The organism is Rhodococcus sp. NPDC003322 (genome assembly GCF_053589555.1).
The window spans coordinates 24,398-49,691 of sequence record NZ_JBSFSC010000008.1 but is presented as its reverse complement, the minus strand read 5'-3'; the positions used below and the strand labels follow the sequence as shown (position 1 = coordinate 49,691).

The window sequence follows — 25,294 nt, the reverse complement described above, 5'->3', positions numbered from 1 at the left end:
GGAGACCGCAGCAAGACAGGGGGTTCGGGTGTCCGAGGTGGAAGTGTTCGACGAGGCCGTCGACGCGTCGTGGCGGGTGTTTCGCTCGGCCCTGGCCGACCACCTCGCGACGATGAGCGCCGACGACATCTTCATCGTCGGGGCGGCGTCGGCGGACTTCTCGAAGCTGGCCGTGACGCTCGATTACTGGCTCGCCCAGGATCACCTGGTGTGCTTCGCGCGGGTCGACGGCATGGCCGACAACCGTGACCTCCTCGACCTGGCACGCACCGGTGATTGGCGGCCCGTCGGCACTGACGAGCCCGACACCGTCCACCTCGGCATCCCGCAGCGGCTCGCGGACCTCGCCGCAGTGAAGGCGGTGGCGATGCTGCGTGACGTAGCCGGCATTCCGCACCCCAGCTTCGTGCACGCCCGCACCTCGGCCGGCCCGTTGGCGTTGACGCCGGCGATGGCCGACGCTCCTGAGGAGCTGGCGCCTCTGGTGCTGCCCGAACTCGACCATCCGACCAACCCCACCGAACTGCACGAGGCGGTCGCGCGGGCGCTGGCGTGGAAGTTCGGCACCCCGCCAGTCACCGACGAGGACAACGACTTCCCCGTCATCCTCGACGGATTCGCGGGGTACGTGCTCCCCCACGCCAAGGAGCCGCAGGTCCGGATCCTGGTGCCGCTGCTGCGCGACGTCACCGGACGCACCCGCGCCGCAGAGGTCCTCGCCGACCTCAACTCCCAGCTCGCGTTCATCCGCCTCACACTGACCGCCGATCAGGTGAACGCCGTCATCGACGTGCCGGGGCTGCCGTTCTCCCACGAGCAGTTCGGCGACCACCTCGACCGGATGACCACCTTCCTCCGCGGCCTCGACGACCAGTTCGCGCAGCGACTCGGCGGCCGATTCTGCGACGAGTCGCGCGCCACGGAACCCGAGGCCGCGTTCCCGGACCACGAATGCGAACCCGACCTGCCCGCCGGTCTGCTGACGCTGATCCAGCTGGATCCCGACGGGATCGGCGCGCTGGACGCCGAGCAGGTCGCCGACGTGTGCGGCCGCGACCGCGACACCATCCTCGAATACCTGCGGATCAGTGAGGAACAGGTCATCGAGTGGCGGGGCAACACCGTCCTCGCCCACGAATCAGACGACGCCGATGACGACGAACGCGAGATGTGTGAAGACGAGGCCGCCGGCTGGCAGCAGACCGTCGACTCGCTCCGCGCCGCCCTGCGTTTCGTCACCCTCGGCGCACCCCGCCGACCACGACAGATTGAACTCTTCGACCACGAACCCGACCAGCCCGACCTGTTCGACTGAACCGCTCCCCACCACAGACCTCACGGTCCGGAAAGCCGCACACCAACCCGGCCACCCCGCCCGCCCGTGCCGCGCTACGGTGTACGCGCACACCCGCACCAGACAGCGCCTCGCCCCACACCCGGCCGGCGCCGGAAAGAGGACGCTATGACCGAGCACGACCACACCGACGACCAGCCGCTGCAGCTCGACGGCGCCTTCGCCGTCGCCACCGAGGACCGCGACCAGCTGCACGCACTGTGCGTGCGGGCGCTGACCGAACTGCTCGGTGAAGCCCCCGAAACCGACGAAGACGGCGACATCGTCATCCCCGTGCACGGCTTCGGCGTGTTCGTGACGGTCGCCGACGACGGCCCGCAGCTGCACGTGTGGTCCTCGCTCCTCGACGGGCTCACCGACACCGCGAAGGCCGCCGAGCAGCTCGTCGAACTGGCACACGAGTGGCCGCGGCTGCGGTTCGTCCTCGACGACGGACACCTGCTGGCATCCACCATCGTCGACGCGGACCCGTTCGCGCCGCAGCACCTGCTGAACCTCGTCGACGAACTCCACGACCTCACCCACGAACTGGACGACGACTTCGCCGACCGCTTCGGCGGCACCCTCGACTGCGACGCCGACGACGACAGCTACGCCGGCGAATGCGGCGCCGGGGGCTGCGGCTGCGGCGACTGCGGATGCGGCGACGCCGGTGCTTCCGGAGACCTCGGCGACACCATCCCCGTCGGAGCCCCGCAGGCCTAGCCTCCTCCGAGGCCTGCCTCCGGCTTCTGCCGGACGAGCAGATCGCCTCTCATCGCAACGCCGAACCGGCGCCGACACCCGTGGGTGACGGCGCCGGTGGCGTCTCAACTCAGAAACCTGACGTGGGAGCGGGCGGTGCCTAGCCCTGCCGCACGAGCTGGCGCGCCTCCGCCAGCCACGCCACCCCCGCGCGCGGGTCGTCGACGGTCCCGCTGACCAGACCCCACTCCAGGCCCTGCCGCACGTCGCCGATGCTGCGGACCGGCCACGCACCCACCGCGTAGCCGGCGTCCTGCAGCCGCCGCACGACGGCGACGGTCAACCCGTCCCAGCCGCTGTAGAACGTCGACGCCCCGATAGCCTCGAGCACCGCCTCGATCCCGTCCGGGTGCCGCTCGGCGTCCGGGTAGCCCATCGTGATGAGCCCGCGCGGCACGTCCGGGGCGAGCTCGCGCAGCCGCAGCAGCGCCTCCGGAAGGAAGCTGGTGAACTGGATGCGGCGGGCGTCGTCGGGACGTGCCGCGACGATCCGCGCGACCTCGTCGACCGCCGAGGTGGCCTTGATCTCCACCTGCAGGGTCACGGTGGTCGCGTCGAGGACCTCCTCGAACGTCGGAACCCGCTCCCCCGCACCGACATCCACTGCCCGGATCTGCTCGAAGGTCAGGTCCGCGACCGGGCCGAGGTCGCGACCGGACTCGTCGGCGGCCCGGCGGTCCAGGGTGGCGTCGTGCACGATGATCGCCACGCCGTCGGCGGAGAGCCGGACGTCGAATTCGAGTTCGTGGACGCCGATCTCCTCGGCGAGCCGGAACGAGGCGATCGTGTTCTCGGGGGATTCGGCCATCGCGCCGCGGTGGCCCACCACTGCATACGAGGTCATCACGCCACCAACTCCTGGTACTGGGCACGGATATCTTCGGTGTCCTTGCGGATCACCTTGGCGGCGGCGGACAGCACCGTCGCCGGGTCGGCGTTCTCGGTGTACATCTTCTGCATGGCGTTGCGGGCCTCGATGATCGTCGAGGACACGTACCGGCGGACCGGGTCGGGCTGCCGGGCGATGTCGAGTTGCTTCACCGCGAGCCCGTAGTTGGGGCTCTCCGCGATCTTCTTGGTCACCACTGCCGACGCGGTCGCGCCCGGCGTCGCGGGCAGGTAGCCGGTGCCGACGGCCCAGTCCGCCGCCTGCTGGTCCTGCGCCAGGAACTCGATCAGCTTGGCGGCGGCGGCCTTTCGCTCGGGGTCCGCGTTCTTCAGGATCGACAGACCCGCACCGCCGGTCGGGACGCCGGGCGCCTGCGCGGTGGGCATGAAACCGGCACCGACCTCGAAGTCGGCCTTCATCAGGCCGGTCAGGGCGCCGGTGGAGTTGGTGATGGTGGCGGCGAGGCCGTTGGTGAAGTCGGTGGCGTAGTCCTGGGCCAGGTAGCCCATCTTGTCGTCGTTGATCAGCGCGCGGTCGAGCTCCGCCGCGGCGACCGCGGCGGGCGAATCGATGGTCACGTCCAGGCCGTTCGACATGGCGGCGCCGTAGTTCCACAGCAGGCCCTGCAGGTACCAGTCGTCGGCGCCGGTGTAGGCGCGCATGGCGACCTTGTTGCCGCGGTAGCTGCGGCCGTTCACCTTGTGCCCCCACTCGCGGAACTCGTCCCACGTCTGCGGCGCCCGGTCCGGCAGGCCGGCATCGGCGAAGATCTGCCGATTGAAGTAGAACAGCGGCGTCGACCGCCCGAACGGCACCCAGTACGACGCGCCGCGCACCACGCCCTCGTCGAACAGGCGCTGGTGGTAGGTGCCGCCGTTCCAGTTGCTCGTGAAGTAGCCGTCGAGCGGTTCGATCATGCTGGAGAGGAAGAACTTGTTCCACGACACGTCGGAGAACACGGCGATCTCGGGAATCTGCTTCGCCTGCAGGCCCGCCGACAGCTTCTCCGTCACCCCGTCGTAGCCCTTGAACTGCTGGACCTCGGCGTAGATGTCGGACTGCGACTCGTTGAAGCGGGTGACCAGGCCGGTGAACGCGTCGTGGTTCGTGCCGGACCACGGGCTCCACACCACGACGTTGGTGCGGCCCGCGAACTGGGCCGGGGGTGCGACGTCGGGCTGCGCGAAGCCGCCGCCGGAGCCGGACCCGCCGGGTGAGCCGCACGCGGCGAGGACGGGGACCGCGGCGGCGGTCATCCCGGCCAGGGTCAGGAAGCGGCGGCGGCTCAGCGACACGGCGCCGGGACGCGAGAACACGGACATGAGGGAACTCCTCGGGATCGTGAGGGGGGTGAGGGGTGAGGTGTCAGTTCTTGACGGCGGCACCGGCCAGGCCGGCAATGATGTACCGCTGCGCGAACAGGAACAGCAGGAGCATCGGCAGCACCACGAGGACGGTTCCTGCCATGATCGGGCCCCACTGGTCGACGCCCTCGGATTCCTTGAGAAACATCAAACCGATGGGGAGCGTGCGCATCTGGAGCGAGTTGGTGACGAGCAGCGGCCAGATGAAGTCGTTCCACTCGTCGATCACCGCGATGAGGGCGACGGTGACGACGGCGGGCTTGGACATCGGCAGCACGAACCGGGTCAGCCGGCGCAGGTGCCCGCAGCCGTCGAGTTCGGCGGCCTCGAGCACCTCCTTCGGTAGGGCGAGGAAGTGCTGCCGCAGCAGGAAGGTGCCGAACGCGCTCGCCAGCCCGGGCAGGAAGATGCCGGCATAGGTGTTGATCAACCCGAGGTTGCCGATGGTGATGTAGTTCATCAGCAGGGTGACGTGCCCGGGCACCATCAGCGCGCCGAGCACCGCCAGGAAGATCACCCGCTTGAACGGGAAGCTCAGGAACGCAAAGGCATACGCGCTGAACACCGCGAGGAGCACCTTAAGGGTGGCGCCGCATGCAGTCACGATCACCGAGTTCACGAAGATCTGCCCGAACGGCACCGCGTCCCACGCGCGCCGGAAGTGGTCGAGGACCAGTTCGGACGGGATCCACTGCAGCGGCCACCGGTAGATCTCGTCCTCCGGTTTGAACGCCGAGCTGAACATCCAATAGAACGGGATCAGGAACAGCAGGCCGACGACGATCAACACCAGCAGCCCGGGAAGGCCGCGGAGTCGACGTTTGGTCGCGGCATCACGCCGCTCGGTGGTGGTCGTGATGGCCATCAGTAGTGCACCTTCTTCTCCACGTACCGCATCTGGACCGCGGTGACAACCAGCAGCAGCACGAACATGATCATCGCGCCCGCCGCGGCGGTGCCGGCCTTGAACTGCATGAAGCCCTGCGAGTAGATGAACCAGCTCAGCGTGGTGGTGGCCTCGCCGGGCCCACCGCTGGTCATCATCGCGATCAGGTCGAACGACTGGAAGGCGCCGATGACCTGGGTGACCGCGAGGAAGAACGTGGTCGGCGACAGAAGCGGGAAGATGATGTGACGGAACGTCTTCCACTTCCCCGCCCCGTCGAGGCGGGCGGCCTCGAGTACGTCGCCGGGCAGCGATTGCAGCGCCGCGAGGTAGACGATGGCGACGAAGCCGACGCCCTTCCACACGGCGACGATGATCAGTGCGGGCAACGCCCACTGGCTCGACGTCGTCCAGTGCGGGGAGTCCATCCCCAGCGCGGAGAACACGACACGGGACAGGCCGTAGTTCGGGTCGAACAGGAACAGCCAGATCGCCGCGACCGCCGCCCCGGACAGGATGTGCGGCGAGAACGCCAGCGCCGAGACGACCCGGCGCCCCGGGATCCGGGCGGCGAAGAGCAGCGCGAGGGCGAGGCCTCCCGCGAGGCTGATCCCGACCACCGCGACCACCCACACCGCGGTGATCCGCAGCACGCGCAGGAACGACGGGTCGGTGAGCAGCGTTGCGTAGTTGTCGAATCCGACGAATGTCGGGCTCGGCGCGATCATGTCCCAGCGGGTGAGGCTGAGGTAGGCGTTGCCGATCACGGGCCAGTAGGCGAACACCGCGATGAGGGCGAGGTTGGGGAGGGCGAACAGCGCGAACAGCAGGTACTCGCGCCGGCGCCGCTGGGAGCTGCCGCCGCGGCGCCGCACGGACGCCCTCGCACGCTCCGGCTCACGCGCGGGCGTCGGCATCGATGTCGGTGCCGCCGCGGGGCGCTGCATTGTCAGGGACACGGCCACAGACCTTTCCTGGGTATCACTCGGGTGTTATCTACGAGCTCGGCCACCGCAGATGTTGGCACTCGCCCCGGGCGCGGTCAAAAGCACCAACGGCGCCCGTTTCGCACCGCGAGAGCAACACTCAACGGGCCGAATACCGGTGCTGTGCAGGTATTTTGACGCCTGCACCGGTGCCGGGACACGACGGTGGTCGCCCACGGTTCCACGGTCGTCGGGGAAAGCTTCGCGGCGCGTTCACCGACCATTCATCACAGTCGCGTTGTTATGAACGGGTGCCCACCACAGACGACAAGTGAGGACGGTTGATGGCGCAGCGGTCGATCAGCGACACCCGGCAGGAACGCCTGGACGCGATCCTCGAATGCCTACTCGCACAGCAGGATGCGTCGGCGCAGGCGCTGGCCGCCCGATTCGGGGTGTCGCTGATGACGGTGCACCGCGACCTGGACGAGCTGCAGCGGCGCGGCGTCGTCCGCAAGTTCCGGGGCGGCGTCAGCGTCCAGCGCACCAGCACGTACGAGATCGCGGCGACGCTGCGCCGGCTGATCGCGGTGCCGCAGAAGCGGGCCATCGCCGCGGCCGCATCGCGGCTCGTGGAGCCCGGCCAGTCGGTGCTGCTGGATGATTCGACGACCGCGGCCTCCATGCTGGACCACCTGCTCGACGTCGAGGACCTGCACATCGTCACCAACTACCTGCCGGCGATGTCGCGCATCGCGGCGGACGGGCGGGCGGCGCTGACCGCGATCGGCGGCACCTACGACGTCGGCCACGAGTCGTTCCTCGGGGTGGCCGCCGCGTCGGCCATCCGCGGCGTGCGAGTCGACACGGTGTTCTTCTCCACGACGACCGCAGACCCGGACGGCACCTACCACCAGGAGGAGTCGATCGTCGCGGTCAAGACCGAGATGATCCGGTCCGCGCGCCGTCGCGTGCTCCTGATGGATGCGAGCAAGCTCGCCGGGACGTCGCTGCGCCTGGTGTCGGACTGGTCGTCGATCGACGACCTCGTCACCGACACGGCCGCCCCCGCGGACCTGCTCGACTCTCTGCGCTCCCGGGGCGTGACCGTGACGGTCGCCGACCCGGAGGACACCGTGCACCAACCATTTTCACCAGATGAGGAGAAGTAGTGATCGAGCTCGACACCGCCGTGCAGGCGGTGCTGTGGGACATGGACGGAACGCTCGTCGACACCGAGCCGTACTGGTTCCGGGCGGAGACGGAGTTGCTGGCCGCGCACGGGATTCCGTGGAGCCACGAGCAGGCGACCGCCCTCGTCGGGAACGCGCTGCCCGACTCGGCGGCCGTGATCCGGGCGGCGGGGGTCGACCTCGGGATCCGCGAGATCATCGACACGCTGCTCGCGTCGGTGATCGCCCAGGTGCGGGCCGAGGTGCCGTGGCGTCCCGGGGCGCGTGAACTGCTCGCCGACGTCCGCGCCGCCGGCATCCCGTGCGCGCTGGTGACGATGAGCGAGCGTCCCCTGGCCGCGGAGATCGACCGTCTGCTGCCCGCGGGCACGTTCGAGTTCCTGGTCACCGGCGACATGGTCACCCGCGGCAAGCCGCACCCGGAGCCGTACCTCCTGGCCGTCGAGAAGCTCCGCGGCACGCGGGCCTCCGTCACCCACGACCGGGTGGTCGCGATCGAGGACTCCCTGCCGGGGCTGGCGTCGGCGAAGGCGTCCGGGGTGGTGACGATCGGCGTCCCCAACATGGTTCCGCTGCCCGCGGATTCGGGGCACACCCTCTGGCCCACCCTGGCCGGCCGCATGGCCGCGCATCTGCACGAGCTCGTCGCCGGCTGAGCCCGGCACTTCGGCCGCCCGGCGCCCGACCGCCCCTCTCCCCTCCCCGCCTGACCGAATGTGGGACTCGGACAGTTCAACTGACCGAATCCCACATTCGGTCAGCAAAAAGGGGCGGTCGGTGAAGGGGTGGTCGGCGAGGGAGGGGCGGACGCAGGAGGGGCCGCCCCGCTCGGGACGGCCCCTCCCCTCGTTCACGCGCTCAGGCGCATCCCGCTCTCGTGGTCGAACACGTGTACCGCGTCGGGTTCGGGGCGCACCCGGATCGTCGAGCCGATCGGCATCGACCGGTGGCCCTCCATCCGCACGGTCAGGTCGTGGCGCCTGTCGCCGACGCGGACGTGGCCGTAGACGAAGGCGTCGGCGCCGAGTTCCTCGACGACGTCCACCCGCATCTCCACGCCGGTGCCCTCGGTGCACAGGCGCAGCGACTCGGGCCGCACGCCGACCGTCACCGACCGTGCCGAGGCGGCGTCGAGGACGCCGCGCGCGATCGGCACGGTGAGCCCGGCGAGGTCGGCGCCGCCGTCGGTCAGCGGCAGGTCGAGCAGGCTCATCGCCGGGGAGCCGATGAAGCCGGCGACGAACCGGTTCGCCGGACGCAGGTACAGGTTGCGGGGTGTGTCCACCTGCTGCAGGACTCCCCCGTCGAGCACCGCGACCCGGTCCCCCATCGTCATCGCCTCGACCTGGTCGTGGGTGACGTACAGGGTGGTGACGCCGAGCCGCCGGGTGAGCTGCGCGATCTGATTGCGGGTCTGCACACGCAGTTTCGCGTCGAGGTTCGACAGCGGCTCGTCCATCAGGAACACCTGCGGCTGCCGCACGATCGCACGCCCCATGGCGACGCGCTGCCGCTGACCGCCCGACAGGGCCTTCGGCTTGCGGTCCAGGTACGGCTCGAGGTCGAGCATCTGCGCCGCCTCCCGCACCCGCCGCGCGATCTCGTCCTTCGGCGTCCGGGCGATCTTCAGCGCGAAGCCCATGTTCTCCGCGACCGTCATGTGCGGGTACAGGGCGTAGTTCTGGAACACCATCGCGATGTCCCTGTCCTTCGCGTCCACGTCGGTGACATCGCGGTCCCCGATCAGCAGACGGCCGTCGTCGACGTCCTCCAGCCCGGCGAGCATGCGCAGTGAGGTGGTCTTGCCGCAGCCGGAAGGTCCGACCAGGACGAGGAATTCGCCGTCGGCGATGTCCAGGTCGAGGGCGTCGACGGCGGGGCGGTCGGCTCCGGGGTAGCGACGGGTGAGGCCGTCGAAGGTGACGGTGGCCATGGGGTGTCCTTTCACGGGCAGGAACGTGCCCGACGATCCGTGGTGAGGGGGCGAGATGCCCGGCCGCCATTGCATCGCGCCGACGTGAACGCCATGTGGTCGCGAGGGGTCACGGGGGCGAACAGCACCCACCGACCGCTCACACCGCTCCCCGGACGTGGCGCCCGTCGGGTTCAGTGGAGTGGCCCCGGAGCAGGGCGAGCGCGCCGTCCCGGTACGCCTCGGTCGGTCGCACCGCGACGCGCTGGGCGGGGTCGAACGCGATCCACCCGAGGGTCACGGTCAACGCGGCCACCAGACGCTGCACCAGGCCGACGGTGTACTCGGCGTCCGCCGGCGCCGGGTCGGCGAGCAACCCGATCCGCACGGCGTCGCCCATCACCGTGACGCGCAACCCGATTCGCTCATCGACGAGCGAATCGGCGCCGTCGAACGAGCCGGGTGTCAGGTCCGCGTGCACCAACCGCACACAGTTGTGGACCACCCTGGTGAAAGTGGTGTCGGCACCGTCGAGGCGGGCGAACTGACAGGCCTCGAGGTCGAAGGCCGCGTCGAATTCTCGGTCGAGTTGGTGATCGCGGTGCCGCGGCACGACGAAGACCACGTACTCGGTGTATCCCATGTGCGTCTCCCCAGTTTGTCTGTACCTGGTTCGATGCAGCGACCACGCCAACGGTTCCCGCGGAATCCCACGCTGTGGACAGCTACCCCAACCGCAGCCCGCTCGCGCGGCGCACGTTCCGGGTCACGGCCGCGCGGACGGCGTCCTCCGTGCCGATGATGCGGACCTTCGTCCTGGCGCGGGTGATGGCGGTGTAGAGCAGTTCCCGGGTCAGCAGCGGAGAGTTCGCGTCGGGCAGGATCACGGACACGGTGCCGTACTGGCTGCCCTGGCTGCGGTGGATCGTCATCGCGTAGACGGACTGCACCGACGAGAGCCGGCTCGGGTGGATCAGCAGCGGCCGGCTGCCCCGGGCGAACGCGGCGATCAGTTCCCCGTCGTCGCGGCGGACAACGACGCCGGTGTCGCCGTTGTAGATCTGCGCGTCGTAGTCGTTGGCGGTCACCAGCAGCGGCCGGCCTGCCGACCAGCCGTCGGGGTCGAGACGGTGCCCGGTCGCGGCGCCGATCCATTCGAGAGACGCCCGCTCCCACCAGGACACGCCGTACAGCGGCCGGTCGCGGTGGGCGCAGAGCAGCCGATGCTGCTCCGACAGCTCCAGCGCCGCCACCACGTCGCCCGCCTCCGCGGCTGCCGTCACCTCCGCCGCGTTCGCCACCACCTGACGCCGCAGCGCGTCCAGGTCGTCGGGGGCCAGGAACTCGATCCCCGTGCCGCCGGTCCGGAGCAGGTCGATCACCCGGTCCGGCTCCTCGTCCCGGACCGCGTCCGCGAGCGCACCGATCTCCTCGTCGAACCGTCGGTTGCGATCGAGCCGGACAATGCCGCCGCGCAGCCGGTCCCGCTCGCCGTCCGCCCAGCGCGCCGCGCCGAGATCGGGGCCGACCACCTGCTCGAGCAGCGGGTTCTCGGGCACGGTGACCGGACGGTCCACGAGGTCGGCGAGTACCGCGCCGGCGTCGACCGACGCCAGCTGGTTCGGGTCGCCGACCAGGATCAGGCGCGTCTGCGGTCGCAGCGCCTCGAGGAGCCGGCACATCATCGTCAGCGACACCATCGACGTCTCGTCCACGACGATCACGTCGTACGGCAGGTGGTTCCCGGCGTGGAACTTCGGACCGTTCCGGCCCCAGCCCAGCAATCGGTGCAGGGTGGACGCCGCCAGGGTGTCGGGGATCCCGAGGGCCGCGCCCTCGCCCTGCACCGACTCCTGCAGGCGCGCCGCCGCCTTCCCCGTGGGGGCGGCCAGCCCGATCCGCAGCCCGTCGCCATGCAGCCGCCGCAGCATCGCCAGCACCCGCGCGACGGTGTACGTCTTGCCGGTTCCGGGACCGCCGGCAATCACCGCGGTCCGGTGGGTGGCCGCGACGGCGACGGCGACCCGCTGGCGGTCCGGCGCCTCCTCGTCCCGAAAGATGTCGGCGAGGCCTGCGCGCAGCACGTCCGCGTCGACCTCGGGGTGGTCACCGGCGCGGGCATCGAGCACGCGGCGGACGGTCTCCTCCTGCCTGTGGTACTTCTCCAGGTACAGCAGCGGACCGATCGGGGTGTGAACGAGCCGCAGCGGACGCAGCGGTCCGGCCTCGCCCCCGACGACCAGCGGGCTGGCGTTCAGCGCGTCGAGCAGTGCCGCCGGTTCCGGCCACGGCAACTCGTCGAGGTCGACCTCCGTCTCCTCCTCCGCGACCAGCGCGTCGACGCCCATGTCGCGAATCCTGTCCAGCTCCAGGCACACCGAGCCGGAGCGCACCGCCCGCACCGCGAGGGCCGTCGCCAGCACCGTGTCCTCGGACCGCTCCCCCGCCAGCTGCGCGAGCCGCAGCGCGACGTGCACGTCCGCGGCGCCGAGCACCCCCGCCTCGTTGAACGCCCGCAGCGCCCCCTGCCCACGCTGGGCCACCCACGCCTCGGTCACGGCCCCTCCTCCCCCGCCCGATGAAGGGCCCGTGTGTTCGGAACAACCGCACGAAGGTGCCCTTCAGCCACCTCGGGTGCGGGGGGGCCGGCCAGCAGATCGGACAGGTCGGTCACCAGCGCGGCCGGCGGATGCCAGTCGAACACCCCGCAGCCGGCGGGGGTGTCCGGGCCGGCCATGCCCCGGACGAACAGGTACTGGATGCCGCCGAGATGCACCGCCGGGTCGTAGCCGGGTAGCCGCCAGCGCAGGTAGCGGTGCAGGGCAACGGAATACAACAGTGCCTGCAGCGGGTAGTGCGAGCGCATCATCTCCGCGGCCATCGCGTCGCGGGTGAACTGTCCGGTGGTCAGGTCACCGGGCGCGATCCGGTTGGTCTTGTAGTCGACCACCACGAACCGCGGCTGCTCGGGATCGACTCCCGGCAGCCGCAGCACCGCGTCGATGCTTCCGGTCAGGTAGCCGCGCAGCGGGGCAGGCCCGAGCTCGGCGAGCTGGTCGGCGTACGGGGCGAGGATGTCGTCGGCGGGCAGGTGCCTGCGCAGCAGGGCGACCGCGGCGTCGAGCGTCACCCGGTCCGATGCGGCGTCGCCTCCCGCCAGTGGCAACTCGAAGTCGAGTTCCGGCAACCGATCCGCCGGCGCGATCGACGCGAGAGTGTGCTCGGCCCCTCCTCGGGCGAAGCCTCGGGCCGAAGCGCCGGCCAGCGGTGTCGCGAGCACCGGGAGCAGGGAGGCGGCGAGTGCGTCCGGGTCCACCCCGGCGAACCCGGCGGCCACCTCGTCGCGGCACCGCTGCCGGACCTCGGCGGCGAGGTCGGGGGCGGAGGTGTCGACGTACTCGAGGACGGCGTGCACGAGGGTGCCGAACGCGGCGCCGGCGGGAAGCCCGTTCATCGGGGAGGGCAGGTGGCCGTCGCCGGTGTCGACGCCGACCGCGGTCAGCGGCGGCTCCTCCGGTTCGTCGTCGAGTTCGGGTGTCTCCGCCTCGCTGGCCACAGGCGCGAGCGCGTGCGCGGCCGCGGTGATCGCCGTGTAGGACGTGCGCCGCCAGTCCGCGTCCAGGATCCGGTCGAACCGGGCCGCGACGAGCGTCTTCGCCGGCTCCTGCGGGGCGTTCCAGGTGCCGACGACGATCGGGTCCGGCGCCACCGGTTCGACCTCGATGCCGTCGACGCCGTCGGCCCAGCGGGAGAACAGCTGCGCGACTTCGGGATCCGCGGGAATCGACAGCCCGCGCGGCACATCGGCCGCGCCGGGGGTGCGGGCGAGCAGCATCCGGTGCAGCGGCGAGGACGCCGTCGAGGAGGACGGCGCCCACCACAACACGAGCGCGCACTTGGCCCGCGTCAGCGCGACGTACAGCAGCCGCAGTTCCTCGCCGGCCTCCTCCTCGTCGTGCCGCTTCCGGCGTTCGGCGTAGCCGGGGCCGTCGGGCCCGCCGACGTCGAGGATCCGGGTGTGGGCGTCGTCGTGCAGCAGCAGCCGGTCCGGGGTCGGGATCTTCGCCGCGTCCCACCCGTACGGCACGTAGACGATGGGGTACTCGAGCCCCTTGGTGGCGTGCACGGTGGCGATCTGCACCGCGGCGGCATCCGAGTCGAGGCGGCGGCTGCGGTCGACGGTGCCGGACGTGGGGTCCCGCATCCGGTCGGTGAGCCAGCGGGTCAGCGCGGTCAGACCCAGGCCCTGCCCCACCGCGACCTCGCCGAGCAGTTGCGCGATGTGCCGCAGATCCGTCAGCAGGCGTTCGCCACCGACCCGGCCGAGCAGCCTCGCCTCGAGCCGGCTCCACGCGGACAGTCGCTCCACCATCGCCGCGAACCCGGCCGTCGCGAACACCCGCGCGAGATCCCGTATCCCGCCGCCGATCTGCGCGACGAGCTCGTCACCGCCGGCGTCCAGATCGGTCGCGGTGTGCCCGAGCAACGACGTCAGCGCCGCCAGCCGCACGCGGTCGGCGCGGTGCGGCTGTTCGAGGGCCTGCAGCACCCACAACCAGTCCCGGGCGGCCGGGGTGACGAACACGCTGAGCCCGCCGACCGTGACCGCGGGGATGCCGGCGCGGTCGAGGGCGTCGTGGACGAGGGCGATCTGCCTGTTGGTGCGCACCAGCACGGCGACGTCGCCGGGCGCGACCGGCCGCGGTCCGGCGCCGAGCGGGTCGTCGGGGCCGAGATTGATCGTCGCACCCCCTTCGACGAGCCGCACCACGTCCGCGGCGACGTCGTCGGCGACCCGCGACCGAAGCGCGGCCACGAAGGGAAACCCGTTGCGGCCCAGAGGTCCCGCACCGGCGCGGGTCAGGTGCCGCAACCGGATCGGCGGCGCCCCGGACACCCGCGCGGTGGACCTCGCCGCCGACACGGGGTGCACGACGATGTCGGGGTGCCCGAGCGCGGCACCGCCCTGGACGTGGGCCAGCGCGTCGAGCAGCGGCTTGTCGCTGCGCCAGTTGGTGGTCAGTTCGAGGGTGCGGGCCTCGGTGACGGCGTCGAGGTACGCGAAGACCTCGGCGCCGCGGAACGCGTAGATCGCCTGTTTCGGGTCCCCGACCAGGATCAGGGTGGCGTGCTCGTGGAAGGCGGCCCGCAGGATCCCCCACTGCAGCGGGTCGGTGTCCTGGAACTCGTCGACGAGCACCACCTCGAACCGTTCGCGGACCCGGCGCCGCGCGTCGGCGCCGTGCTCGGGATCGGTGAGCACGCCGTGCAGCAGGGCGGGCAGGTCGTTGAAGTCGCGGATGCCTGCGGCGCGTTTGCGCCGTTGCACCTCGACTCGGACGGCCTGCGCGAACGCGACCGCGTCCCCGGCGGCGGTGCCGCCCATGTCACCGGCGGCGGTCCCGTCGGCGTTCTGCGGCGCGAGCAGGGCCTGCGGGTCGAAGATGGCCCCCCGCGCCGCCTTTCGCGCCTCTTCGGGGGTCAGCGACGGGTCCGGGTCGCGGCCGAACCGGTTCAGGTACAGGTCCGAGATGGTCTCGGCGATCAACTCGGTGGCTTCCTCGACCAGTTCGGTGTCGGGGTCGCGTTCCCCGGCGATGCCGATGCTGTCCAGCATGCGTTGGCAGAAGCTGTGCGTCGTCGCGATGGTGGCTGCGTCGAAGTTCGACAGCGCCTGCAGCAGCCGGCGGCGACGCAAGGCCACCGTGTCCGCGTCGGCATCGGCGAGATACCGCACCAGCCGGTCGTCGGTGGACGCCGGGTCGGCGAGGCCGGCGGCGACGCCGGCGAAGCGCTCGCGGGTGCGCTCGCGCAGCTCCTTGGTCGCGGCGCGGCTGAACGTCACCAGCAGCAACCGCTCGGGGTCCACGCCGCGTTCGGCGACGTACCGCACGGCGAGACCGACGATGGCGTACGTCTTGCCGGTCCCGGCACTGGCCTCGAGGACCGTCGTCTCCGACGGCAGCTCACCGAGCAGATCGAACGCGGCGCGGTTCGTGGTCGTCGCGGGCGCCATCACACCGTCCCCACCGTCTCGGCGGCGAGCAGTGGCGCCCACAGGATGCGGGCCTGCTCACCGAACCGGGTGCCTTCCGACCCGGCGGCGACATCGGCCGTGAGCACCGTCAGCGGCGCATCCGGCCCGTACAGGTAGCTCACGTGCTTGTCCTTCCCGTCACCGAACGGGCTGTCCCATTCCTTCTGGGCCGCGTCGACGGCGATCGCCACCGAGTCGCCCTGCGCGCGACACTGCGCGTACATCGCGGTGGCCCCGGTCGCGATCGGCAGCGGTGCGCGCAGTCCCTCGTACCGCAACGCGATCAGCGCGGCGAGCTGCTCGCGGGCGTCGGCGGGGGCGACGATGTGCGACCGCCACGCCGTCGGCCTGCGGGACCGTCCCTTTCCGGTCGTCTCGGCCCGCCACCGGCGGTCCGGGTTCGCGGCCGCCAGCGCCAGCACCTGCACCCACGCCGTGAGCCGGTGCTTCGGGCCGAGTTTCGAGAAGGTGGTGCGCGCGACGACGTCACCGTGGACCCCGTCGACGCTGCCGGTCAGCCGGAGTCCGCCCCCGAGATCGACGTCGACGTCGAGTGTCTCGGGCGGCCCGGGCATCCGGCCCGCGGACGCGAGCACCCGCACCGTCTCCTCCACCTCACGCAGCGCCCGCTGCCCGAGCTCCGCGGGCGGCAGGGTTCCGCGACGCCATTCCGCGGCGCGGAAATCGGCGACGGCCGTGGTGATGTCGCGGTCGTCGGCGAGGACCGCGGCGAGCATCCGCTCCCCGATCGCCCATTTCGCGAGCGAGTCGAGTTCCAGATCGAGTGCGTCGGCGATCTCCTCGTCCAGGTCGGCCAGCCGAACGCCGAGGCGCTGTTTGAGGAACCCCTGCGTCGGATGCACGACGAAGGCGATCAGGTCGGCGAGGTCCACGTTCCCCCGCTCCCGCTCGGTCAACGGCGACGGCAGCAGCCCCGGGTCCCGTTCGGCGGGATGCTGCGCGGCGAGTGCCCCGGCGAGGGCGGCGTTGTCGAAGCTGAACGGGGCGGAGAATCCGAGGGGCGTGTCCTCCCGGAAGTTGCGGGCATCGAACGGCTGCAGCGGATGTGCGGTGACGGCGGCGCCGGGACGGCCGACCATCTCGTCGAGCACGTCCCGCACCTCGCTGAGCGGGATGGCGGGCGGGCGCACGGCGCCGCTGACCGGATCCCTGCCGGTGTAGAACAGCAGCAGCCGCTCCCCCGCCGCACCGATCGCGTCGAGCAGCAGCTGACGGTCCTCGCTGCGCGGATCCCGTTCCCCCGGAAGCGGGTTGCGACCGAGGACGTCGTCGCCGTCGACGCCCGGACTACGCGGAAACGCCTCGTCGTCGAGGCCGAGCAACGCCACCACCCGGTGCGGGACCGATCGCATCGGCACCATCGTGCACACCGTCAACTCCCCGGTCCGGAAGTTCGAGCGGGTGGGCCTGCCGGCGAGCCGGGACGCGAGCATCGCGCGCACGTCGGCCAGCCGCAACTGCGCGGTGCCGTGTTCGACCGCGGCGGCCAGTTCCCGCTTCGCCTGCCCGAGCTGCCAGGCGTCGCGCTCGCGCACGTCGACGAGCAGGTCCAGCGACAGATCCAGCGCCGCGGCCCACGCGTCGACGGACTGCGGTCCGGCGAGGCCGTACAGCGACTTGTCGAGCCGGTCGACGAACTCGGCGAGCCTGCCTGCGAGGTCGATGTCGCCGCTGTCCACCCCGCCGAGGGGCAGGGCGAGCCCCAGCCAGTCGCCGTCGGCGTCGTCGGTGGCGGCACCGAGCAGGATCCGGTCCAGCGCCGACCGGACGGTGTTCTGCCGGAACTCGGGCAGTCCGTGCGCGGCACGCTCCCTGGTACCGATGCCCCACCGGGCACCGGCGACGGTGATCCACTCCCGCAGCCGCTCGAGGTCGTCGTCGGAGAACCGGAACCGGCGGCGGACCGGCTCCGTGGCGGCGAGATCGAGGACCTGGCTGGCGGCGACCCGGCCGTCGGCGAGCTCGAGCAGCGATGCCACCACTCCGAGCACCGGATTGGTCTGGTGCAGTGCGCGATCCGCCAGCCGCACCCGCAATGCGTGCCCGGGGTGCCCGACGCCGTCCTGCCCGAACGCCGCGCGGATCAGCGGCGCGTAGGTCTCCACGTCGGGGCACATGATCAGCACGTCACGGGGTTCGAGGTCGGGTAGTTCGGTGAACAGGTGCAGCAGCGACTCCCGCAGCACCTCCACCTGCCGGGCCGGACCGTGGCAGGCGTGGATCTGCACCGAGCCGTCGAGCGGGCGCCGGGTCGGTGCCCGGTCCGCGGCGAGGTCGGACTGCAGCGCGCCGAGCAGGGTGTCCGGGCGCGGCCGTGCCGGATGGTGTGCGTGCGCGACGGCGTCGAGCCTCAGCCGGCCCTGCAGTTCCCGCACGTCCCGGCCCAGGCTCGCCAGCAGCGGATGCCGGACCGCGAGGCCGCGCTCGTCGGCTGCGCGGGTGGCCGGCGGGTCGACACGGGCGAGGGCGTCGAACATCGCCGGACTCGGATGCGGAATCCACAGGTGCACATCGCGATTGACGGACAGGGCGTCGAGGACCTCGAGCTGGGCGGTCGTCAGCCGGGTCGGCCCGAACACCGAGATCCGCTCGGGGAGGTCGACGATGCCGGGGCGTTCCCGCAGCGCCGCGCACGCCGGAGCGAGCCGTTCCGCGGGGCTCGGCGCGCCGAGGCGCTCGCGGAGCCGGCGCCACAGTTCGGCCTGCCACGCCAGGTCGGGCGGGAGCATCGCACCGGCGCCGTCGCTGTCGCGTCCCGCCGCCCAGTCGACGAGCATCGCGGGTCGCTGATCACCGTAGGCGCGGAACAGTTCGGCCAGGTGCGCGGCGGTGCCGTAGCGGCGGCCGGCGCGATGCCCGTCCGGGTCGTCCTGGCCGAGGTGTCGCGCCAGCACCGCCGCCCAGGACTCGTCGAGGCTCGCGTCGATCACGTCCAGCAGCGTCCACAGGACCTTCGCGGGCTGCCACGGGTCGGCGTCGGCGGTGGTGCCGGTGGCCGCGGCGAGCGTCTCGTCGACCAGCCGGGTCGGCGACGGGAAGTCGATGTTCGCCGCGACCCCGTCCGCCGCATTCGGTGCCGCGCCGAGCACAGCCGAAAGCCGTTGCGTCAACCAGCGTTCGACCCCCTTGGCCGGGACGGCGATCACCTCCCGCGCGAACGGATCCGCGAGCGGGGCGGCAAGGGTGCGCGCGAGGGTGTCGGCGAGCGTGTCCGACCGCTCGGCGCGGTGCAGTGTGAGCACGATCCCCCCATCGGTCGGTGTGCGGGTCGAGTCAGGCTTACCACAGGCCCCGGACACGACAGCGCCGCCGCGCGCCAGGTCAGGCGGGCATCCGACCCGATCCGGGTACTCGCCGCACCGCGACTCCGCCTCGGGTGCACACACCCCTTCCCTCGTCCACACCCCATCTGCGCGCCCAATCTCCGTGTACACGCGGCAACGCCTGTGTGCACACGGCCGATCGCGGGCGCACACACCTTTTCCGGCGTCCACCCCTCGGCACGCGCAACGCCCCAGCACACAGGCAAAAACCCCTGCGCACACCCCACGACAGGTCCAGTTACTTATGTCACAGATCGTCCTGCAAAGCGGGACCCGGGGTGTGCTCCAGGCCACTGCGTGAGGTAGTGATGAACGAAAGGATTTGAGGCGTATTTCACGGGTACAGAGGTAATGACTATGTCTGACGCAGTGGCCATCGGCGATGGCATCTTTCAGATCACGGTTCCGATGACGCACAACCCGCTGGGCAGCACCTTCGTGTACGCGATGGAGTCGCCGGGTGGAATCGTGCTTGTCGACGCCGGATGGGACGGCGACGAGGGCTGGGAGGGGCTGACGCAGGGACTGGAGTCGGTCGGACACTCGGTCACCGAGGTCGAGGGCGTCGTCCTGACCCACTTCCACCCCGATCACACCGGCCTGTGCGGGCGCGTGCGGGAGGCATCCGGGGCGTGGATCGCGATGCACGAGGACGACCACGAACTGTTCCGGCTGATGTCCTCGAACCACGATGAGGCGTGGCTGGCGGACCAGCTGGTGAACATGGCTCGGGCCGGCGCCTCCGAGGAGGATCGCGACGCGTACGCCGAGGCGGTCCGCGGCATCAGCTCCCCCGCCGGCCCCGAGTCCACCCCGGACCGCACACTGAGTGGTGGTCAGGTCATCGCGCTCAAGGGGCGTGACCTGCGGGTGGTGTTCACCCCCGGCCACACGCCCGGCCACGCGTGCTTCCTCCTCGAGGACGCCGACGTGATGTTCACCGGCGACCACGTCCTGCAGAAGACGACGCCCCACGTCGGGAACTTCGTCTACCCGCTCGAGGAGCGCGACGCCCTCGCCGAGTTCATGGACTCGCTGCAGCGGGTGCAGTCCATGGGCGTCACGCGCGGCCTCGGCGCCCACGGCCTGCCGATCACCGATCTCCCGGGCCGCGCGAAGGAACTGATCGAGCACCACGAGGAGCGCCTCGATCACCTGTACGAGGCGTTCGGCGATGACGAGATCACCCTGTGGCAGGTCGCCGAGCGGATGAAGTGGTACCGCGGGTGGGACGCGTTCTCTCCCCAGGCACGCGGCATGGCGGTGTCCGAGGCCGCCGCGCACCTGCGGCATCTGGTGGCGCGGGAGAAGGTCGCCCAGGTTCCCGGCAGCGAGCCCGCACTCTTCGCCCGGCGGTGACGTAACGGTCTCCGCCGGTGCGGAACCCTCGACCGGCCCGCCCGGTCATGGGTTCCGCAAAACCCTTCCCAATTAGTTGGACGTCCCATAATCTGACGTGCATGAGTCTCGATCCGCGCACCCACACCGTCGACGGCGTCCTTCGTCGCTCGGCGGCGAAGTTCCCCGACCGCACCGCGCTGGCGTTCGACGGTCGCGTCCGCACCTACCGTGAACTCGACGACGCGGTGACCCGCGCCGCCGCCCACCTGCTCTCCCTCGGCCTCGCACCGGGCGACCGGGTCGCCGCCTACGGCACCAACTCCGACGCCTACGTGATCGGGTTCCTCGCGAGCGCCCGTGCCGGGCTGGTGCACGTTCCGGTGAACTACGCCCTCAAGGGCGAGGAGCTGACCTATCTGGTGTCCCAGTCCGGGGCTCGGGCCGTGCTGGTCGACCCGGCGCTCGCCGGCACGCTCGACGGCGTGCGGGCCGACCTGACCGGCGTCGAGCACGTCCTGCCACTGCGCGACGCGGACGGATCGCTGCTCGAAGCGGCCGAGGCCGACGAGGTGCCCGACCTGACGCCCCGCGCCGCCGCGACCGACCTGGTGCAGTTGCTGTACACCTCGGGCACCACCTCGAAGCCCAAGGGCGCCATGATGACCCACGAGGCCCTCGTCTACGAGTACGTCTCGTCGGTGATCGCGCTGGACCTGAAGTCGGACGACAATCCGCTGATCGCGATGCCGCTGTACCACTCGGCGGGCATGCACGTGTTCATGCTGCCGTACCTGTCGGTGGGCGCGACCGTGAATCTGATGGCGGCACCGGACATTCCGGAGATCCTGCGCCGCGTCGAGGCCGAGAGGATCGGGTCGCTGTTCCTCGCGCCGACGGTGTGGGTGCCGCTGGCGAACCACCCGGACCTCGAGACCCGCGACCTGTCGTCGCTGCGCAAGGCGCAGTACGGTGCGTCGATCATGCCGGTGACGGTGCTGAACCGGCTCCGCGAGAAGTTCCCCGACCTGGGGTTCTACAACTGCTTCGGCCAGTCGGAGATCGGTCCGCTGGCGGCGGTGCTGCGTCCGGAGGAGCACGCGGAGCGGCCGTCGTCGTGCGGGCGCGCGGTGTTCTTCGTCGAGACCCGGGTCGTGGACGCGGAGGGCAACGACGTCGCCGACGGCGAGTCCGGCGAGATCCTCTACCGCTCCCCGCAGCTGTGCCAGGGCTACTGGGAGAACCCCGACGCGACCGCGGAGGCGTTCCGCGACGGCTGGTTCCACTCCGGCGACCTGGTCAGCCGCGACGCCGAGGGCTTCGTCACCGTCGTGGACCGGATCAAGGACGTCATCAACACCGGCGGCATCCTGGTCGCATCCCGCGAGGTCGAGGACGCGATCTACACCCATCCGGCGGTCGCGGAGGTCGCGGTGATCGGCACCCCGGACGAGAAGTGGATCGAGGCGATCACCGCGGTCGTGGTGCTGCGCGAGGGCCAGGAGCTGACCGAGGAGGCGCTGGTCGGGCACGTCAAGGAGCGGATCGCGCCGTTCAAGGTGCCCAAGCAGGTCCGCTTCGTCGAGGCGCTGCCCCGCAACCAGAGCGGCAAGCTGCTCAAGCGGGAACTGCGGACGCCACTGGGCTCCTCCCAGGGATGACATCGGGCGCGGGTCACGGGGACACCTCCGTGACCCGCCCCTACATCGACAGGGCCATCCGCGCGAACCCGCGCGCCCAGTCCGGCGGCCGCCCGGCATCGCGCGGGGAGGACGCAGTCACCGCGCCGATCAGCTCGAGGAAGTCCGCGGTCGCGGCGGCCACCCGCCATGCGTCGGACTCGTCGAGAACCCCGCCGTCCTCGAGGCACCACCCGAGCGCCTCCAAGCCCTCGGCCAGCGCGGCACGCTGCTCGGCGCCGGTGGCCCCGGCGGCGACACCGAGCAGCAGCAGGCGGCCGGCCTCGTACTCGATCTGCTCCCTGCCGAGCGGCACCGTGGTGACCACGTGCTCCCACAGGTCGGAGTCCCGGCGCAGCAGCGTCGCACCGCGCTTCGTCAGCAGGAGCGCGCCCTTGTACTTGCGGGTCAGGCCGAACGCGCGGCCCGCGTCCAGGAGCCGCCGAAAGAGCGGATTGTCGGCCTCGCGGGGGCCGGTCCACCGTCCGCCCCAGTCGAGTTCGTCGCGGGCGGCCGCGACATGCTCGGACGGAACGTAACCGGCCGCGGTCAGCGCGATGCCCTCGGTGCCGATCCGGCGCAGCAGCCACCGCAGCTGGGCGAGCGCGGCGGCCTCCATCTCCTCGAACGGCACCACCAGCCGGTCCTGCAGGTCCGCGCGCGCCACCAGCGCGTGCACCCGAGGGGCAGCCTGGTACGGAATCCGCGCCAACAGCGCCGCGAACCGGGAGTCCAGGACGGGCGGGTGAAGTCGCACGGCGTCGCGCGCGGCCAGATTCACGTTCACCGCGTCGACGTCGAACGCTTCCGGGTCGAACTCGCCGCCGAGCCAGCCCAGCAGGTCCTCGCGTTCCGAATGCGCCCGGTCCGCGAGCACTCCCACCAGGTGCCGGTAACCGGACGCGCCCCCGCAGTCCTCCGGTGGACAGGCCCGTTCGCCGGCGATGCAGTGCGATTCGTCCGGGGAGGCGTCCCGATCGACCGCCTCGAGCACCACGGTGTGTTCCCAACCGTCTCCGAAGTCGTACTCGTACTCCAGGACGTCGCCGGGCGCCCTGAGCACGTCGTCGAGCCGAACCTTCTCCTCGCAGCGGGCGCCCTCGTCGAAACCGTCCTCGATGCTCGACCGCATGGCATACCGGTCACTGTCACCGAACCCCCGCGGGTCCGGACGGAGCCATTGGTGCAGGTGGGTGTCCTTCCATCCCATCGCGGACTGCAGTACCGGGTGCAGCTCGTCGAGCCTGAGCGTCGACGGCACCACCAACTGCCGCCACACCGCCGGAAAGACTCCGTCGAGGTCGATTCGCAACCGGTAGGCGACGGCGCCGAGCGGCTCCGTCCAGGCGCGGGTCTCCTCGACGAACGACCGCAGAGCGTCGGGGTCGGTGGGCACGGACCGGAGGCGTCGACCGGATGCGGAAGCTCCCATTGCGCCAGCCTAGGACAGGTCACGGACAACGGCCTCCGGAGACCTTCCCAATTTCTGCAACACGTTCTAGGGTGCTGGGCATGAGCATCCTCATCGACGACCGCGCCCGCGTCCGGACGCTGACCCTCGACCGACCGGACGCGCTCAACGCGTTCAACGAGGCGCTCTACGACGCGACCACCGAGGCGCTGCGTGAGGCCGCCGCGGATCCGTCGGTGGCGGTGGTGCTGCTCACCGGCAACGGCCGCGCCTTCAGCGCGGGCACCGACCTACGCGAGATGCACGCGCGGGCAAGCGATCCGAACTTCCAGCCGGGAAAGCACGGCTTCCTGGGCCTGATCGACGCGCTCGCCGAGTTCCCGAAGCCGCTGATCTGCGCGATCAACGGACTCGGCCTGGGCATCGGCACGACCATCATCGGGTTCGCCGACCTGGCGTTCATGTCGACCGCGGCGAAGCTCAAATGCCCGTTCACCGGCCTCGGCGTGGCCCCCGAGGCGGCGTCGAGTTACCTGCTGCCGACGTTGATCGGGCGGCAGAACGCGGCCTGGGTGCTGATGAGCTCGGAATGGATCCACGCTGAGCAGGCCAAGGAGATGGGCCTGGTCTTCCAGGTGTGCGAGCCCGACGCACTGCTCGACGTCGCCCGGAGGCACGCGGAAACCCTGGCCGCCAAGCCGATCTCGAGCCTGACGGCCGTGAAGCGGACGATGACCGAGCCGCTGCGCGCCGAGATCGCCGCGGCACGGGAGCGGGAGAACGCCTGCTTCGCGGAACTGATGGGCGGCCCCGCGAACATCGAGGCGCTCGTCGCCTTCGCGGAGGGCAGGGAACCGGACTTCACGAAACTGCCGGCGGGGGCCTGACCCTGCAACGACCCACATTCACTGTCGCCCCCGGCTCGCGCCGCTACGACGGATGCGGCGCCTCATGGCCGGGGGCGCCGACGATACCACTCACTACGAACCCCAGCATCTCATCGCTGGAGTCGAACCAAATCGACAAGCTTCTTCCCTCATGTTGAAGAGCGGCTGTCCACACCGTCGTACCCTGACTCTCCTCGAGGCGAGACAGAAGCTCCCGCATTCCCGGGAAGACTTCGCCCCGCTGATCTGCGCGCCGCAGCCTTCTCTGGAAGGTCGTCACAACAGCACGCCTCTCAATAGCATGCAGTTCGATACGTCCCGACCGGGTACAACTCTGCAAAATGACACCGACGCCAGCCGCAATCGACGGCTCCAATCCCAGCCGATCGAGTTGTCGCCGAACATACTCGGCCCCCAACAACCGCGGAAGTGCGCTCATGACTGATCCTTGCGTCCTGGTCTTGTGCGGTCAGCGTATCTCGGCATTGCGAACCGGCCCCGCAATCAGTACTTCGAACTCGCCAAAGGCATCCGGCGATGGGACCCGAGTGTAGGTTGGGCCATCAACGTTGGGCATCTGCAAGACAACTCCCGGACCGTTTCCGCTGCGCGCGAAGTCCTGCGCAATCGACTCGTCGACGGTCCACGAAGTGAAAATGCTGTTGTTGTCACCCTGGTTGTGGAGATGTGGGTCGTGGTGGCCGCCCCATGGCACGGCAACACCGTCGAGCGCATCGGCATGTGCGGGATGTCCGTAGTAGACGCCGCGATAGAGGTACTCATAGGTGCTGGAGTCGAGATACCCCATTCCAGCAACGCCAGCACTCCCACACGCCTCCGGCGTCAGCCCCAGCGGGTCGATCCATCCCGTGGGGTTGTGTGGGTACGCACTGGGATTCGGCGCCGGCCTCAGGCCGAGTGGGTCCTGCGTGACGTACCGCCCGAGTGCGGGGTCGTAGTAGCGGTGCAGGTTGTAGTGCAGGCCCGACTCGTCGTCGAAGTACTGCCCCGGAAACCGCAACGGCGTGGACTCCCCCTGCCAGATGGTCCGTCCCCACAGGTCCGCCGATGCCGAGCCCACGACCTCGCCCGCGCCGGGGTCGACCAGCTCCACCGGCGAGCCGACGAGGTCGGTGACAATCGCGAAGAACTCGGCATCGACCCGCGACTGTGTCAGGGGTGCGAACCCGCCCGGCCGATACGTCCACCGGGTCATCTCCCCGGATGTCTCCTGCTCGACGAGTCGAGTGCCGTCCCAAGTGAAGTGGCCCCAGTAGGCCACCATCCAGTCGCCGCCGCCTTCGTCGCCGCGATCAGCGAGCTACGATGC

The 25,294-nt window shown here is 70.8% G+C and carries 18 protein-coding genes; 7 read left to right on the top strand and 11 right to left on the bottom strand.

Annotation, left to right across the window (positions count from 1 at the left end; all coding sequences use genetic code 11):
• The first annotated feature begins 28 nt into the window (after positions 1-28).
• Positions 29-1,315, top strand: coding sequence for a T3SS (YopN, CesT) and YbjN peptide-binding chaperone 1 (locus ACWDUM_RS26085; RefSeq protein ID WP_450136234.1), 1,287 nt, complete (start codon positions 29-31; stop codon positions 1,313-1,315).
• Positions 1,316-1,462: 147 nt separating this feature from the next.
• Complete coding sequence (locus tag ACWDUM_RS26080) at positions 1,463-2,059, top strand: T3SS (YopN, CesT) and YbjN peptide-binding chaperone 1 (RefSeq protein ID WP_450136233.1); 597 nt, start codon at positions 1,463-1,465, stop codon at positions 2,057-2,059.
• Positions 2,060-2,198: 139 nt separating this feature from the next.
• Here the strand turns inward: ACWDUM_RS26080 and ACWDUM_RS26075 are convergent, their stop codons facing one another.
• From ACWDUM_RS26075 to ACWDUM_RS26060, 4 genes are read right to left on the bottom strand one after another with little or no spacing between them, the layout of a single operon-like run.
• Complete coding sequence (locus tag ACWDUM_RS26075; RefSeq protein ID WP_450136232.1) at positions 2,199-2,942, bottom strand: glycerophosphodiester phosphodiesterase; 744 nt, start codon at positions 2,940-2,942, stop codon at positions 2,199-2,201.
• The gene (locus ACWDUM_RS26070) at positions 2,942-4,309 is read right to left on the bottom strand and encodes an ABC transporter substrate-binding protein (protein WP_450136231.1); all 1,368 of its coding nucleotides are present in this window, start codon (positions 4,307-4,309) and stop codon (positions 2,942-2,944) included. Before ACWDUM_RS26070 ends, ACWDUM_RS26075 begins: the two co-directional genes overlap by 1 nt.
• A 43-nt stretch (positions 4,310-4,352) precedes the next feature.
• Positions 4,353-5,216, bottom strand: coding sequence for a carbohydrate ABC transporter permease (locus ACWDUM_RS26065; RefSeq protein WP_450136230.1), 864 nt, complete (start codon positions 5,214-5,216; stop codon positions 4,353-4,355).
• Positions 5,216-6,196, bottom strand: coding sequence for a carbohydrate ABC transporter permease (locus ACWDUM_RS26060; RefSeq protein WP_450136229.1), 981 nt, complete (start codon positions 6,194-6,196; stop codon positions 5,216-5,218). Before ACWDUM_RS26060 ends, ACWDUM_RS26065 begins: the two co-directional genes overlap by 1 nt.
• Positions 6,197-6,507: 311 nt before the next feature.
• Here ACWDUM_RS26060 and ACWDUM_RS26055 point away from each other — a divergent pair, with 311 nt between their 5' ends.
• Entirely contained in the window at positions 6,508-7,335 is an 828-nt protein-coding gene (locus tag ACWDUM_RS26055; protein ID WP_450136228.1) for a DeoR/GlpR family DNA-binding transcription regulator, read from the top strand.
• Complete coding sequence (locus ACWDUM_RS26050; RefSeq protein WP_450136227.1) at positions 7,335-8,012, top strand: HAD family hydrolase; 678 nt, start codon at positions 7,335-7,337, stop codon at positions 8,010-8,012. Before ACWDUM_RS26055 ends, ACWDUM_RS26050 begins: the two co-directional genes overlap by 1 nt.
• A gap of 194 nt (positions 8,013-8,206) precedes the next feature.
• Here ACWDUM_RS26050 and ACWDUM_RS26045 read toward each other — a convergent pair whose 3' ends face one another.
• From ACWDUM_RS26045 to recC, 5 genes are all read right to left on the bottom strand, one after another.
• Complete coding sequence (locus ACWDUM_RS26045) at positions 8,207-9,289, bottom strand: ABC transporter ATP-binding protein (protein WP_450136226.1); 1,083 nt, start codon at positions 9,287-9,289, stop codon at positions 8,207-8,209.
• 139 nt (positions 9,290-9,428) lie between these two features.
• On the bottom strand, positions 9,429-9,911 hold the full coding sequence (locus tag ACWDUM_RS26040; protein ID WP_450136225.1) for a hypothetical protein: 483 nt from the start codon (positions 9,909-9,911) through the stop codon (positions 9,429-9,431).
• Between the two features lie 82 nt (positions 9,912-9,993).
• Positions 9,994-11,826 carry an exodeoxyribonuclease V subunit alpha gene (recD, locus tag ACWDUM_RS26035; RefSeq protein ID WP_450136224.1) on the bottom strand — a complete coding sequence of 611 codons (1,833 nt, stop codon included), beginning with the start codon at positions 11,824-11,826 and terminating at the stop codon, positions 9,994-9,996.
• On the bottom strand, positions 11,823-15,284 hold the full coding sequence (locus ACWDUM_RS26030; protein ID WP_450136223.1) for a UvrD-helicase domain-containing protein: 3,462 nt from the start codon (positions 15,282-15,284) through the stop codon (positions 11,823-11,825). The genes recD and ACWDUM_RS26030 overlap by 4 nt, the downstream gene beginning before the upstream one ends.
• Positions 15,284-18,568, bottom strand: coding sequence for an exodeoxyribonuclease V subunit gamma (recC, locus tag ACWDUM_RS26025; protein ID WP_450136222.1), 3,285 nt, complete (start codon positions 18,566-18,568; stop codon positions 15,284-15,286). The genes ACWDUM_RS26030 and recC overlap by 1 nt, the downstream gene beginning before the upstream one ends.
• A 438-nt stretch (positions 18,569-19,006) precedes the next feature.
• On the opposite strand from recC, the gene ACWDUM_RS26020 reads away from it, so the two are divergent.
• The gene (locus ACWDUM_RS26020; RefSeq protein ID WP_450136221.1) at positions 19,007-20,008 is read left to right on the top strand and encodes an MBL fold metallo-hydrolase; all 1,002 of its coding nucleotides are present in this window, start codon (positions 19,007-19,009) and stop codon (positions 20,006-20,008) included.
• A 101-nt stretch (positions 20,009-20,109) separates the two neighbouring features.
• Entirely contained in the window at positions 20,110-21,648 is a 1,539-nt protein-coding gene (locus ACWDUM_RS26015) for an acyl-CoA synthetase (RefSeq protein ID WP_450136220.1), read from the top strand.
• Between the two features lie 40 nt (positions 21,649-21,688).
• Here ACWDUM_RS26015 and ACWDUM_RS26010 read toward each other — a convergent pair whose 3' ends face one another.
• The gene (locus ACWDUM_RS26010; protein ID WP_450136219.1) at positions 21,689-23,098 is read right to left on the bottom strand and encodes a plasmid pRiA4b ORF-3 family protein; all 1,410 of its coding nucleotides are present in this window, start codon (positions 23,096-23,098) and stop codon (positions 21,689-21,691) included.
• A gap of 80 nt (positions 23,099-23,178) precedes the next feature.
• Between ACWDUM_RS26010 and ACWDUM_RS26005 the strand changes: the two genes are divergently transcribed.
• Positions 23,179-23,964, top strand: coding sequence for an enoyl-CoA hydratase/isomerase family protein (locus ACWDUM_RS26005; protein ID WP_450136218.1), 786 nt, complete (start codon positions 23,179-23,181; stop codon positions 23,962-23,964).
• A 469-nt stretch (positions 23,965-24,433) separates the two neighbouring features.
• On the opposite strand, the gene ACWDUM_RS26000 is transcribed toward ACWDUM_RS26005, so the two are convergent.
• Entirely contained in the window at positions 24,434-25,249 is an 816-nt protein-coding gene (locus ACWDUM_RS26000; RefSeq protein ID WP_450136217.1) for an RHS repeat-associated core domain-containing protein, read from the bottom strand.
• Positions 25,250-25,294: the final 45 nt, after the last annotated feature.